The 12386-nt window shown below is 34.9% G+C and carries 15 protein-coding genes; all 15 read left to right on the top strand.

Annotated elements, in window-relative coordinates; genetic code table 11:
* The first annotated feature begins 40 nt into the window (after nucleotides 1-40).
* The 15 genes from LS66_RS00410 to LS66_RS00340 all read left to right on the top strand — a co-directional run bounded on the left by LS66_RS00410 (nucleotide 41) and on the right by LS66_RS00340 (nucleotide 12375).
* The gene (locus LS66_RS00410; RefSeq protein ID WP_236096938.1) at nucleotides 41-1330 is read left to right on the top strand and encodes a metallophosphoesterase; all 1290 of its coding nucleotides are present in this window, start codon (nucleotides 41-43) and stop codon (nucleotides 1328-1330) included.
* A 73-nt stretch (nucleotides 1331-1403) separates the two neighbouring features.
* Nucleotides 1404-2177, top strand: coding sequence for a sulfite exporter TauE/SafE family protein (locus LS66_RS00405; protein ID WP_034365083.1), 774 nt, complete (start codon nucleotides 1404-1406; stop codon nucleotides 2175-2177).
* A 255-nt stretch (nucleotides 2178-2432) separates the two neighbouring features.
* Nucleotides 2433-3221, top strand: a complete 789-nt coding sequence (locus LS66_RS00400) for a HugZ family heme oxygenase (RefSeq protein WP_034365080.1) — start codon at nucleotides 2433-2435, stop codon at nucleotides 3219-3221.
* Between the two features lie 53 nt (nucleotides 3222-3274).
* A complete protein-coding gene (gene tilS / locus LS66_RS00395; RefSeq protein ID WP_052057269.1) occupies nucleotides 3275-4546 on the top strand; it encodes a tRNA lysidine(34) synthetase TilS in 1272 nt (423 codons plus the stop codon).
* Between the two features lie 105 nt (nucleotides 4547-4651).
* Entirely contained in the window at nucleotides 4652-6115 is a 1464-nt protein-coding gene (ccoN, locus tag LS66_RS00390; RefSeq protein WP_011116096.1) for a cytochrome-c oxidase, cbb3-type subunit I, read from the top strand.
* 15 nt (nucleotides 6116-6130) lie between these two features.
* A complete protein-coding gene (ccoO, locus tag LS66_RS00385; RefSeq protein ID WP_034365076.1) occupies nucleotides 6131-6871 on the top strand; it encodes a cytochrome-c oxidase, cbb3-type subunit II in 741 nt (246 codons plus the stop codon).
* Nucleotides 6868-7098, top strand: a complete 231-nt coding sequence (locus LS66_RS00380) for a cytochrome c oxidase, cbb3-type, CcoQ subunit (RefSeq protein ID WP_011116098.1) — start codon at nucleotides 6868-6870, stop codon at nucleotides 7096-7098. Before ccoO ends, LS66_RS00380 begins: the two co-directional genes overlap by 4 nt.
* Complete coding sequence (locus tag LS66_RS00375) at nucleotides 7095-7967, top strand: c-type cytochrome (protein WP_011116099.1); 873 nt, start codon at nucleotides 7095-7097, stop codon at nucleotides 7965-7967. The genes LS66_RS00380 and LS66_RS00375 overlap by 4 nt, the downstream gene beginning before the upstream one ends.
* Nucleotides 7968-7978: 11 nt before the next feature.
* Nucleotides 7979-8179, top strand: coding sequence for a DUF4006 family protein (locus LS66_RS00370; protein WP_011116100.1), 201 nt, complete (start codon nucleotides 7979-7981; stop codon nucleotides 8177-8179).
* Nucleotides 8180-8299: 120 nt separating this feature from the next.
* Nucleotides 8300-8974, top strand: coding sequence for a hypothetical protein (locus LS66_RS00365; protein ID WP_034365072.1), 675 nt, complete (start codon nucleotides 8300-8302; stop codon nucleotides 8972-8974).
* A gap of 16 nt (nucleotides 8975-8990) precedes the next feature.
* Nucleotides 8991-9623: a hypothetical protein gene (locus LS66_RS00360; protein WP_011116103.1), complete on the top strand. Its 633-nt coding sequence runs from the start codon at nucleotides 8991-8993 to the stop codon at nucleotides 9621-9623.
* Nucleotides 9624-9632: 9 nt separating this feature from the next.
* The gene (locus LS66_RS00355; RefSeq protein ID WP_034365069.1) at nucleotides 9633-9932 is read left to right on the top strand and encodes a hypothetical protein; all 300 of its coding nucleotides are present in this window, start codon (nucleotides 9633-9635) and stop codon (nucleotides 9930-9932) included.
* A complete protein-coding gene (locus tag LS66_RS00350; protein WP_034365065.1) occupies nucleotides 9932-10696 on the top strand; it encodes a prepilin-type N-terminal cleavage/methylation domain-containing protein in 765 nt (254 codons plus the stop codon). The genes LS66_RS00355 and LS66_RS00350 overlap by 1 nt, the downstream gene beginning before the upstream one ends.
* A 62-nt stretch (nucleotides 10697-10758) precedes the next feature.
* On the top strand, nucleotides 10759-11103 hold the full coding sequence (locus tag LS66_RS00345) for a hypothetical protein (protein WP_034365062.1): 345 nt from the start codon (nucleotides 10759-10761) through the stop codon (nucleotides 11101-11103).
* A gap of 81 nt (nucleotides 11104-11184) precedes the next feature.
* Nucleotides 11185-12375, top strand: a complete 1191-nt coding sequence (locus LS66_RS00340; RefSeq protein ID WP_034365058.1) for an MFS transporter — start codon at nucleotides 11185-11187, stop codon at nucleotides 12373-12375.
* Nucleotides 12376-12386 lie beyond the last annotated feature (11 nt).

Raw genomic sequence — 12386 nt, 5'->3', positions numbered from 1 at the left:
TACTTAAGCTTATTATTTTTTAATAATTGAACTTAAGGTTGTGAGTGGGACAATAAAGGTTGATAGAGTGATAAAGATTCTTATATTTGTGGGGGTTATTTTTGTTGTTTTAAGTCTAATGAAATTGTATATATACAAACGATTTATGTGTCATAGTGTTGTATTTGAACGACATAAAAAAATAGGTATTGCCTTGCTTGTGGCATTAGGAATCGGAGAAATCTCTTTATTTATTATAAGAGATTCGACTTTTACACTTACGCCATACATTATAGTTAGTTCGTGCATAGTTTTTACTTATTGTTTTTTTATGGCAGTTTTGTGTGTAGATGTATTAAAAATAGCTCTGCGATTTTTAAAACGTATTTTGGCAAATAAAATACCACTTTCATTTTTAGATTCTCAACAATGCTTTGAAAACTCATATCAAAAAGTCAATACAAATACACCAATCATAGCCCCATCTCTTGAATCCCCTTATTCATCATCGCGCCGCATCTTTTTAAAAATGCTTTTTGATTTAAGTATAGCAGCTTTATTTGTAATTTTTAGCGTTAGAAGTTTTACAAATGCTCTTTTGCCGCCGCCTATTAAAGAAGTATATATTAAAGTCCCAAATTTGCGTAACAAAAAGACTATTGCAATGATTACTGATGTGCATATAGGGAAAGCTTTAGGTGGAGCATTTCTCTTAAAAGTTGTAGAAAAAATTAATGCGCTTAATGCTGATATTGTAGTGATTGTGGGTGATTTGGTGGATAATAAGATAGGAGAGGTTAAAGTAGATTTAAACCCACTCAAAAATTTGCAGAGCAAAGAGGGCGTATATTATGTTGCAGGCAATCACGAATATTATCACGGCATAGATGATATTTTGGCATATTTGCATACATTGAATCTTACAATTTTGCATAATAAAAATATTGAGTTAGAAGATTTAAATCTCGCTGGAGTAAGTGATTTAGCAGGATTGCGTTTTAATCATTTAAAACCAGATTTAGAATCTGCAAAAAAAGGTATAAATCCGCATAAACCAAGTATTCTCCTTGCACATCAGCCTAAATTTGTACGTTCAAATGATGTAAGCGATTTTGATGTAGTGTTATGTGGGCATACACACGCAGGACAAGTATTTCCATTGTCATTTTTTGTATGGCTAGACCAGCATTATGTGTATGGATTGTATGAATTACCACAACGCAAAGTTTTTGCAGATAGTGCGTTTTTGCCTAAGAAAACACAGCTTTATGTAAGTAGTGGAGTAGGATTTTGGGGACCTGCTATTCGTTTTCTGGCACCAAGTGAAATTGTATGCTTAAGGCTTGAGTAGAGTTGGAGGTATTATTTTAAATAATCTTACTCTTTTGTATTACAATCGCCCAAATAAACAAGTAAGGATAAAAATGAGTATAGAGATTTTAATCATTCTTGGTTGTGTAAGTGGCGTGGCTGCTGGATTTTTTGGCATAGGTGGGGGGGTGATTATCGTCCCTTGTTTGCTTTTGCTTGGTATGCAAATGGAATATGCCATTGGTATTTCAATAATGCAAATGATATTTTCCTCTGCATTTGGCTCACTCATTAATATTTTCCAAAAAAAGCTTAATATTCACGATGGTGTATTTGTGGGCTTAGGAGGTCTTATAGGAGCGGCTTTTAGCGGGGTAATTGTTGATACACTTTCCTCTCAAATCCTTCTTTTACTTTTTTTGCTTCTTTCTTGTATAAGTTTTTACAAATATGCTTTTGATGTAAAGACTACTGCTAATCCTACACCACCTATTACAAACCCATTTAAACAAAAAGTTCTTATGATTATTGCTGGTTTTCTCACCGGGATTTTTGCTGTGAGTTTGGGTGTGGGCGGAGGGCTTATCCTTGCGCCTATCCTTGCATATTATCTCGGATTTGATTCTAAAAAAGTAGTGCCCATTTCACTTTTTTTCATTATTTTTGCTTCTGTATCAGGGAGCATTTCACTTGCTGCCCACGATTTAATTGATTTTCAATCAGGCTTAATTGTTGGACTTTCATCAATGTTTGGTGTAGCTTGTGGCATTTATCTTATGAACAAGGTTACATTGAGTAACCATCGTTATGCACTTATTGGTATTTACGCATTGTCTATTATATTGACATTGTGGAAAGTTACTCAAAGTTTTGATTTAAGTATTTAATAATCATTTTATAAATTAATAATTATTATTAATTTATATTTAAGATTTTTTATATTAAAATAAGACTTGTTTTTAAAATATGCTTTCTAACAAAAATCAGAGATATAGAGAATCTGGGTGATTTTGGTAGGGTTGGGCGGGTTAGAAGCATCTTTTCCTTCCTTATTTGTTGTTTGATTGCATAAATAGGCTACCTTAAACAAAACAGGTAGCTTCTGTGCAATATTTATATACAAATCTTCAAAGGAGAATTTTATGAATTATCGTATTATTGAACATATGAATGAACATCACAAAAATGAACTTATTGCTTTATGTAAAAAGTATGGCGACTTGAGTGTTTTAAAAAATAATAAAATACAAAATGTTTCCCTTGTAAATGTGGATTTTGAGGGCTTAGATATTATCTATAATGATAATATGTCTTTGCGCGTAGAGTTTCCAAAAAAAGCAGATGAACACACGCTTAAAGATGCAATTATTACATTATGTCAAGGGGCAAAAACATCTGATATGTGTATGATAAGTGATGAAATTGCTCAATTTAAAAAGGAATTTGGTTCTATTTTGATTGCAAGTATTGATAAAGAAGGCAACGCAATTTGTTCCTATGCACCTCTTATGCAGATAGAAAATAGGGCTTATATTTATATTAGCGAAGTTGCTGAGCATTTCCATAGCATTACCGCTAATCCTTCTAAAATTGAAGTAATGTTTTTAGAAGATGAATGCAAGGCAAAATCTGTGATTTTGCGCAAACGTTTAAAATATCGTGCAAATGCGCGTTTTATAGAACGAAATAGTGAGGAATTTGAGAAAGCACTTAATGGTTTAGAATCTGCAATGGGTGGAGCAGGGGGTATTAAAACGATTCGCCAAATGAGTGATTTTCATCTTATAGAGTTGCAATTAGGATTTGGACGATTTGTAAAGGGTTTTGGACAGGCATATGATATTTTACCAAATGGCGAGATAAAGCAAGTTGGTAGTATTGGCAATCCACATTCTAAAATAAGCCCACATACAAATTCACATAGTTCTTAATTTCTTGTTTTGGATTGTGTTATTATTACATTATTCATAAACAAAGGTAAAGTGTGGCTAAGAAAGATGCTTATAAGCTGACATATAATACTTCTGATACTTTATTTGCAACGAATCTTGGAGATATTCTTGCCCCCTCTTTTGCCTCAATTAAACAAACACGTAATTTGCTTGGTTTCTCTAGCGGTGTAGATTCTACGGCACTTTTTTTTCTCTTACTTGAGTGTGAGATTCCCTTTGATATTGCCATTGTGCATTATCATACGCGCTTACAAGCTGATGATGAAGTTGCTTATGCTAAAGAGCTTGCCGCTACTTATAATAAGCTTTGTTTTGTGGCACACGCACCACATTTTAATGCAAATTTTGAAAGCAATGCACGCTCTTTTCGCTTTGATTTTTTTCAGTCTTTAATTATTAAACACCACTACACACATCTTTTACTAGCTCATCAACTTAATGATCGCTTAGAGTGGTTACTTATGCAGCTTACAAAAGGTGCAGGACTTGGGAATTTGCTAGGTTTTGCAGACGAACGATATAACTATGATAAATCTCTAAATAATTATACAATTGTGCGCCCTTTAGAATCTATACCTAAAAATGAATTGTATAGATTCTGTAAGGAGCGTGGAATAAAGTATTTTGAAGATAGTAGCAATCAAGATAAGACATTTAGGCGAAATTATTTTAGATATGAATTTTGCGATAAATTAGTGAATGAGTTTAGCGCAGGCATTGCACGCAGTTTATCCTATCTCCAACGTGATAGGCAAAGCCTTGAAAATATGCTCTATGCAGATACTTTAGAGCTAGAATCTTTGAAGATCCAGATTCTAAGACAAATACATAATATTAATGTTCCATTGCACACTCATAAAATATGCTGCATAATTTTTAGTATTCATAAATCAAAGGTGCAAGATGATGAAAATTTACTTTTGCTTTTTTGCGATAAGGTAGCCAAACAATGTGGATATGTGCTTAGCGCAGCTCAAAGAGACGAGATAAGCAAAAGCAGATTTAATTGCAAAATTGCTCATTTTATTATTACAAGCAATACTCATAGAATCTATATTGCACAAGATTCTATGAGTATGTATAAAATAGTAACACAAAGCCCTATGTCAAAAAAATTTAAAATATTTTGTGCATCCCATCGTGTGCCCTCAAAGCTTCGGTTCTTGCTGTGGGCGGAATTTTGCGCTTGGGAAATGTTATGTAAAAGTGCATATGCAGATGCTGATTATTTGGTAAATGAGCAAGGAAACCAACATCTTTTTACTCATTTTTTAGCAAAAATAGACAACTTTTTTACCCTTTAGAAAAGCTTTGTTGTTTTTTTATTAACTTTTTAAGGCAGCTATAACTTCAAAGGCACTATAATCAAATTTGTATTTTAATAACTTTCAAAGGACAAGGAGACTGCAATGCAGACAAATACACTCGAGTATGATTACTCAATTGCTAAGTTATTTGTTTTCTCTGCGATGGCTTTTGGATTTGTAGGATTACTCATCGGGGTAGTTATTGCATTTCAAATGGCATTCCCAGATTTAAACTATCTAGCTTCAGAATATGGAACTTTTGGTAGGCTTCGACCACTTCATACCAATGGTATTATTTATGGTTTTACATTGAGCGGAATTTGGGCTTCGTGGTATTACTTAGGACAAAGAGTGCTTAAGATTACATACAAAGAGCACTGCTTTTTACGTGCAGTTGGTTTAGCACATTTTTGGATTTATATTGTGCTGATGGCTCTTGCAGTAATTACACTTTTTGCTGGATTAACACAATCAAAAGAATATTCTGAACTTATTTGGCCTCTTGATATTCTTGTAGTTGTTGTGTGGGTATTATGGGGTGTAAGCCTTTTTGGAAGTATGGGTGTAAGACGTGAGCAGACAATTTATATTTCATTGTGGTATTTCATTGCTACTTTTGTAGGAATTTCTGCTCTTTATATCTTTAATAATCTTGCAGTTCCAACTTATTTTATCGCAGGTGTAGGAAGTATCTTACATTCAATTTCATTTTATGCAGGAACAAATGATGCGATGGTGCAATGGTGGTGGGGGCATAATGCCGTTGCATTCGTCTTTACTTCAGGTATTATTGGGTTAATCTATTACTTTTTACCTAAAGAATCTGGGCAACCTATCTTCTCATATAAACTTACTTTGTTCTCATTCTGGGGACTTATGTTTATCTATATTTGGGCAGGTGGACATCACTTAATTTACTCAACCACACCTGATTGGATTCAGACACTTGGTTCTGTGTTTTCAGTTATTTTGATTTTGCCTTCGTGGGGGACAGCTATTAATATGCTTTTAACAATGCGTGGGCAATGGCATCAAATTAAAGAATCTCCAATGATAAAATTCCTCATCCTTGCTTCAACTTGGTATATGCTTACTACACTAGAAGGACCAATTCAGTCTATTCGTTCAGTCAATGGCTTGGCTCACTTTACAGATTGGATTATTGGACATGTTCATGATGCGGCACTTGGTTGGGTAGGATTTATGATTATCGCAGCGTGCTTCCATATGGTGCCTCGCATATTTAAGCGTGAGCTTTATTCTAAAAAACTTATGGACGCACAATTCTGGATTATGACGACAGGGATTATCCTTTACTTTTCAAGTATGTGGATTGCAGGTATTACACAGGGTATGATGTGGAGAGATGTTGATGATAATGGAAACCTTACATATAGTTTTATCCATACAGTTGTTTCACTTTTCCCTTATTATCTTATCCGTGCAATTGGTGGTTTGATGTATTTGGCAGGTTTTATAATGTTTATTTATAATATTCTTATGACAATTTCATCAGGTAGGGTGCTTGAAAAAGAACCCCAAAATGCTACTCCGATGGCGGCGTAAAGGAGGAATGAGAATATGTTTAGTTTTTTAGAGAGAAATCCATTCTTTTTCACGGTTGCATTTTTATTGGTATTTTCTATTGCAGGGTTAGTAGAAGTTTTGCCCGGTTTTGCAAAAAAGGCTCAACCTATTGAGGGCTTAAAGCCTTATTCTTTACTTGAAACTGCAGGAAGACAAGTATATATTGCAGAGGGTTGTTACAATTGCCATTCACAGCTTATTCGTCCATTTAAGGCTGAAACAGACCGATATGGTGCTTATAGCCTAAGTGGTGAATATGCCTATGATAGACCATTCTTGTGGGGTTCAAAGCGCACAGGTCCTGATTTGCATAGAGTAGGTGATAGCCGTAAAGCAGCAGACTGGCACGATGGGCATATGAGAGACCCAAAATCGCGTGTACCTGGCTCAATTATGCCAGCTTATGAGCATCTTTATACAAAAAATGCTGATTTTGAGACTGCTTTTGCAGAAGCTTATACACAAAAAGTCGTTTTTGGTGTGCCTTATGATATAGAAGGTGGAGTGCAAATTGGTGCGCAATCTTATGATAAAAATGACCTGGCTACACTTTCTAAAGCAAAAGAGATTTTTATGCAAGAAGCTAAAGTGGTTGTTGATGAAATGATAAGTCAAGATGTCAAAGATGCCTTTGAGCAAGGAGAAGTAAAACAAATTGTAGCACTTATTGCTTATATGAATAGTCTTGGGCAATCACGTCGTGCAGCTACACAAGTATCACAGGCAGCACAATGATAAATAATGCTACATTTTTGGAGTTTATTGTCGCTTATCAGAAAGAGATTTATCTTGCAGTTACGCTTTTACTTGTAGTATTTTTGTATGGATATGTTTATCATTTATATTCTTCACAAGCCAAAGGTGTAAAGGATTATGAAAAATATGCTAATCTTGCTCTTAATGATAATCTTGATGATGAGCCCATTGAACCACGAATAAAAAATGAAAGGGGAACTAGATGAATTGGTCAGATAATATAACAACACTAGGTTTGTTAGGTGCTTTTGTTATCTTAATACTTACTATTTTTATAATAGGGGTATATCTTAAAAAGATTAAAGATGGCAAAGCTGAAGGAGAATTGACAAGTGAGAGCTGGGATGGTATTGGTGAGCAGACGAATAATCTTCCTGTTGGTTGGGCTGCCTGCTTTTTAGGTGTGCTTATTTGGGGTTTTTGGTATATCTTTTTAGGATATCCACTTAATGCTTATTCGCAGATTGGAGAATATAACCAAGAAGTCCAAAGTTATAATCAAAAATATGCTTCTACTTGGGAAAATTTAAGTGGAGAGGAACTTGGTAGTATGGGACAAAGTATTTTTTTAGTGCAATGTTCTCAATGCCACGGAATCACAGCAGAAGGTATGAATGGTAAGGCAGAAAACCTTACAAAATGGGGTAAAGAAGAGGGCATTATTAAAGTTATTAAAGAAGGAAGTAAAGGCTTAGATTATATGGCTGGCGAAATGGTGCCTGTAGCAGTAAGCGATAGCGAAGCAAAAGCAATAGCAGCTTATGTTATGCAAGATATTTCAAATACGAAGAGCACCAAATATCCGCTTGAGGTAAGTAAAGGCAAAGAGCTCTTTGCAATACATTGTGCAGCTTGTCACGGAGATGAAGGCAAGGGCAATGGAGGTGGTGTAGATGGATTTGCACCTGATCTTAGCCAATATGGCACATCGCACTTTTTAGCAGAAGTGCTTGCAAAAGGCAAAAAAGGTATAATTGGTGTTATGCCTTCGTTTGAATATGCTAATTTTGCGCCAAGCCAAAAAGAGGCGCTTAATGTATATATTCGCTCTTTAGAATCATCTGAAGCTGAATAAAGGAGATTGTAATGAATGGTTTATTTGGACTTAATGGTTTAACAGGGTTTATTATCGCTGTAGTGCTTTTGCTTAGCATTGTTGCAGGTTTGGGCACTTGCGCTATTCTTACGCAGAAATCTGTGGCAACAGATTATTACAAGATTGAACAAGTAGATGCAATTAAGCAAATTGACATTGAAAATGCGCAACATCGCATAAGTGCAGAATAGGAGGCAGATATGAAACTTACACTTATTGAGAAGCTTCTTGGGACATTACTTGTCGTCACTATTGTTATGACAATCGTCATTCCTTTTATTCCTGATTTCTTTTTGCATTTGGTTTAATAAATGCTCTTGCTACTAGGGAGACTAATATGTATTAGTCTCTTGGTTGCCTTTACACTTGATGCAAATGAAAAAATTGAGGATTATTCTTTTAAAAATTATGTCCTTGATAATTCTGATTCCCTCCTCATATCTAAAAGTGTTGGCTTTATTGATACACTTTCAAATGAGATTTTTTCAAAAACTGGTTTTTCTTTATATATCGCAGTTGTTGATAAAATCCCAGAGAATCTAAAACATAGCGTGATTGGTGGCGATAATTTTGTAGAGCAAGATATGAAAAAGCTCTATCGTGATAGATATAAAAAAAATTTAACAAAGGATTTGCCCCAACCTTACGCGGTTCTTGTCTTTATGAGAGAGGATAAAAAAATGGATATTCTAAGTTCTACGCCTAAAGAATATTTTGATGAAGATAAAGTTTATTATGAATATATGGTGCCATTATTGCCAAAAGAGAAAGATGAAGCCCTTACACCACAGCTTATTTCCGCGATTATGCTTAATGGTTATTCTGAAGCTGCAGATATGATTGCAGCACATTTTAGTGTAAAGCTTGAAAATAATATGCCTGTTGATGAAAGCGGAGGAAGAGAGTTTGTGCGATTTAGTATGTATGCTATGCTCCTCATTATGTTTGGCATCATTGGCATTATTTATCTCACACGCAAGAAATAGTCATTAAGGAGTAAAAATGAAAGAAAAGAATTATTGGCCCCACGCTATTATAGGTGTGCTGCTTTTTGGTGTATTTATGGTAAGTGTATCTATTACTATTGCAATGAAAAACCCTATCCAAGATGAAAATACCTATTTTGCAAAAAAGCGTATTGTAGATGAGAATATTAATGAAATAATTAAAGAACAAACCCTCTTTCACAACATTTATGATTATAAGATTTGGCTAAGTGATGAAAAAGGAATATGTGCTAATAACAGCTTTGTTTTTCCATATTATACCCCAGCTAATCGTCCTGATATAAAAGCCAAGATACCAACAAGCATTATCTCTCCCAATGAGGTAAAGCTACATATAGACCTTCAGCGCAAGATTCTTCCAGATGATTATAAAATTGATAAAATACAACTTTTTTTAGATTCTATGCACGAAGCAAATAAGATTCAAGATTTAGGCGAGCTAAGACCTTTAAATCTTGATAGAACTCATAATGATGCGCTTTGGGAAAGTGAGATTCTTAACAATCTTCCTTTGGGGCGGTGGAAATTTGTGCTTGAAATATCTTATAGTAGAATAGAAAAATATGTTACACCAACACAAAAAGCATATTTTGAATGTCAAGTCTTTATTAAAGACACACAACACTAAAGCAATAAAATGAGTAAGCAACTCTACAATTCACATCAAGCTTTTATGTTGCTTGATGCAGTTATGGGTATTTGTATTTGTGCAACTGCTCTAATCCTTGCATTTGGGTTTTTATATACGTTTGCACCAACTCCCAAAGTTTCTACATATTCTGCTTACAAGCAGCTTTTTCTTTCACCTAAGACAACATCAGTGACTTTGAATACGCATTCTACACCACTGCTTACCTATGAACTTTTAGAACATAGTTATAGCATTCCTGATAATTTTGAATTTTTAAGATTTTATATGCCCAAAGCTATTCACTGATGCACAAAATATTGCATTATTTTCGTTCTACACAACGGGCTTTTTCGCTTTTTGAGGTAGTAGTGAGCATTGTTATTTTGGGCGTGATTGGTATAATATGCAGTTCTATGCTATTGCATATGAGCAAAAATCTCACCTATACTCGTAGTTTGAATGACCCAAATGCGCATATAATCCTCGCAAAAATTGAGAATCTACTACAATATGCGATTATAGAATCTCTCATTGGAGATGGCGGAGTGCCACTTAGCGTAGCAAGTTCATCTCTTATGTTTGCAGCCATTGATGAGCAATCTCTTCTTGGGGGTGGATACAAAAATGCTCCATCGCCTATGCAAGGAGATACGCTCCTGCCTCTAGTGTCTATAAATATACAATCTCATCACGATACTTCTTTATACTTTACAACCTTGAAAGGATGGCAGCTCCAGCAGCAACTCTATCTTGTTACACAGCCTAAAGAAGTATTCACTCCCTATACTATTACACGCATTCACACACAAACTCTTGTGCTTGATAAAACACCACAGCATACCCCTTATCTTGCCTTGCCAATACAATCGCACTCTATTGAACTGCGAGATAATATATTGTGGCTTGATAAAGCACCTCTTGCTTTTGATGTGCTTTCTTTTAGTATTAAACCACTATCTTTTTCTCAAGGCATCTTTATTGAATTACATCTTTGTGTTGCGACATCATTAAAAGAGCATTGTGAAAGCGGGGGTGTGTGGCTTGATGAAATTGTAGAGAATATGTTGTGAAAAAGTCTAAACAATCATCACAAAAGGTATCCAAGATTGCTTATAAACGTAAAGGATTCTATATGATATATGCTATATTAATCATCGTCTCCGTAGGAATTGTTTGCACATTTTATCTTCGTCAATCTTACCATCGTTCACACACTCACGCTCATATTCACGCCAAAACTCAACTTTATCTCTATGCACGAAGCCTCAAAGATATGATTATCCTCTGCCTCAAAGAGAAAGATATACCCACTTGTCGCACACAAGAATTTTCTTTCCCTCAAGATTATCATTTTCGCACAGCACTTACAAGTTTAGATTCTCACACGCTTTTGCTTGATATACACGGCAGTATCTTACATCCATCTAGTAGTAATACTTTGCGCATTACCAAGCGCTATGTGCTTCTCGTGCCTTAATAATTTTCTTTATTTGGCTAAAATATGTTTATTTAAAAAGTTATAGATATTAGTAAATAAAATGTTATTTGTGGAGAGATTATGCAAGAAATACCTAAAAATCGTTTTGAAGAAAAAATCTATATTTTAACTCATCGTCCGCGCTTTATGTTTGCACTCTTTTCTAGCGCCTCTATGACCGTGTTTGGAAGTATGATTATTGCCACTTCGATACCTGCTATTGAGAAGCATTTTGCAGATATTCCACATATACAAACGCTTTCAAAGCTTATTTTGACACTTCCTGCACTTTTTATTATGTTATTTTCACCATTAGGTGGAATTCTTATTGATAAGTTTGGACGTTTAAAGTTCCTCGTTGGCTCTATGATTCTATGGAGTATAAGTGGTATGCTTGGGGCTGTATGGGAAAATATCTATTGGATTCTTTTTTCTCGCGCACTTTTTGGTATTGCAACAGCATTTGTTATGACAACTGCAAGCACATTAGTGGCAGATTATTATGTGGGGGAAGAGCGTTCAAAGGCTTTGGGTATACAAGGTTTTGCAACAGCGTGTAGCAGTGCAATTTTTATGTGTATTGGCGGTATTTTGGCACATTTTGATTGGCATTATCCTTTTTTCGTATATGGGCTTGGTATCTTTTTGAGTATATTCGTTGCGAGCACACTTTTTGAACCTCGCACAGGTAAGATTAAGAGAATCTTAGAAGAAACGCATAAAGATTTCCATATCACATCAATTTTGCCCTGTTATTTTTTTGGTTTTATTATTATGGTTGCCTATTATACTTCACCTACGCAGATTCCACATTTTATTATAGAAAATTTAGGTAAAAGTGAAATCATAGTTGGCTTTTGTATCTCAGCTTCAGCTTTTGCGTATGGTGTATCATCTCTTTTTTATCCAAGAATTCGGCAATTTTTATCCGTAAAAGATATTTATATTGTTGGATTTTTATTTATGGGGAGCGGATTTGCCCTTATTTTCATATTGCACAATATTTATGCGGTTGTATTGGGATTACTTCTTGTGGGCACTGGTGGAGGCGCAATGATTGTGAATAATTCATCTTTATTGCTTAGTAAAGTGCCTAAAGGACACATAGCAAAAGCAATTGGAATCTTAAGTGCTACCGCGTGTTTTGGGCAGTTTGTCTCACCATTATTTTCCCAGCCCATTGTGCATAGATATGGAATCGTTCATCTTTTTTTGGTTGTAGCATTACTCCTTCTTATTATGGCTGTATTTGCTTTATGCAAACCAAAATAAAACTTGATCGT

Origin of the sequence: Helicobacter sp. MIT 03-1614 (assembly GCF_000762925.2) — a bacterium.
In the GTDB taxonomy this organism is placed as follows: Bacteria; Campylobacterota; Campylobacteria; order Campylobacterales; family Helicobacteraceae; genus Helicobacter_C; species Helicobacter_C hepaticus.
Note: the sequence above shows the minus strand (reverse complement) of the source record. Positions and strands in the feature narration are given on the sequence as shown.

Coding starts and splice junctions, on each gene's coding strand:
- LS66_RS00405 (WP_034365083.1), top strand. CDS start 1,404: ATGAGTATAGAGATTTTAATCATTCTTGGTTGTGTAAGTGGCGTGGCT.
- LS66_RS00400 (WP_034365080.1), top strand. CDS start 2,433: ATGAATTATCGTATTATTGAACATATGAATGAACATCACAAAAATGAA.
- ccoN (WP_011116096.1), top strand. CDS start 4,652: ATGCAGACAAATACACTCGAGTATGATTACTCAATTGCTAAGTTATTT.
- ccoO (WP_034365076.1), top strand. CDS start 6,131: ATGTTTAGTTTTTTAGAGAGAAATCCATTCTTTTTCACGGTTGCATTT.
- LS66_RS00380 (WP_011116098.1), top strand. CDS start 6,868: ATGATAAATAATGCTACATTTTTGGAGTTTATTGTCGCTTATCAGAAA.
- LS66_RS00375 (WP_011116099.1), top strand. CDS start 7,095: ATGAATTGGTCAGATAATATAACAACACTAGGTTTGTTAGGTGCTTTT.
- LS66_RS00370 (WP_011116100.1), top strand. CDS start 7,979: ATGAATGGTTTATTTGGACTTAATGGTTTAACAGGGTTTATTATCGCT.
- LS66_RS00365 (WP_034365072.1), top strand. CDS start 8,300: ATGCTCTTGCTACTAGGGAGACTAATATGTATTAGTCTCTTGGTTGCC.
- LS66_RS00360 (WP_011116103.1), top strand. CDS start 8,991: ATGAAAGAAAAGAATTATTGGCCCCACGCTATTATAGGTGTGCTGCTT.
- LS66_RS00355 (WP_034365069.1), top strand. CDS start 9,633: ATGAGTAAGCAACTCTACAATTCACATCAAGCTTTTATGTTGCTTGAT.
- LS66_RS00350 (WP_034365065.1), top strand. CDS start 9,932: ATGCACAAAATATTGCATTATTTTCGTTCTACACAACGGGCTTTTTCG.
- LS66_RS00345 (WP_034365062.1), top strand. CDS start 10,759: ATGATATATGCTATATTAATCATCGTCTCCGTAGGAATTGTTTGCACA.
- LS66_RS00340 (WP_034365058.1), top strand. CDS start 11,185: ATGCAAGAAATACCTAAAAATCGTTTTGAAGAAAAAATCTATATTTTA.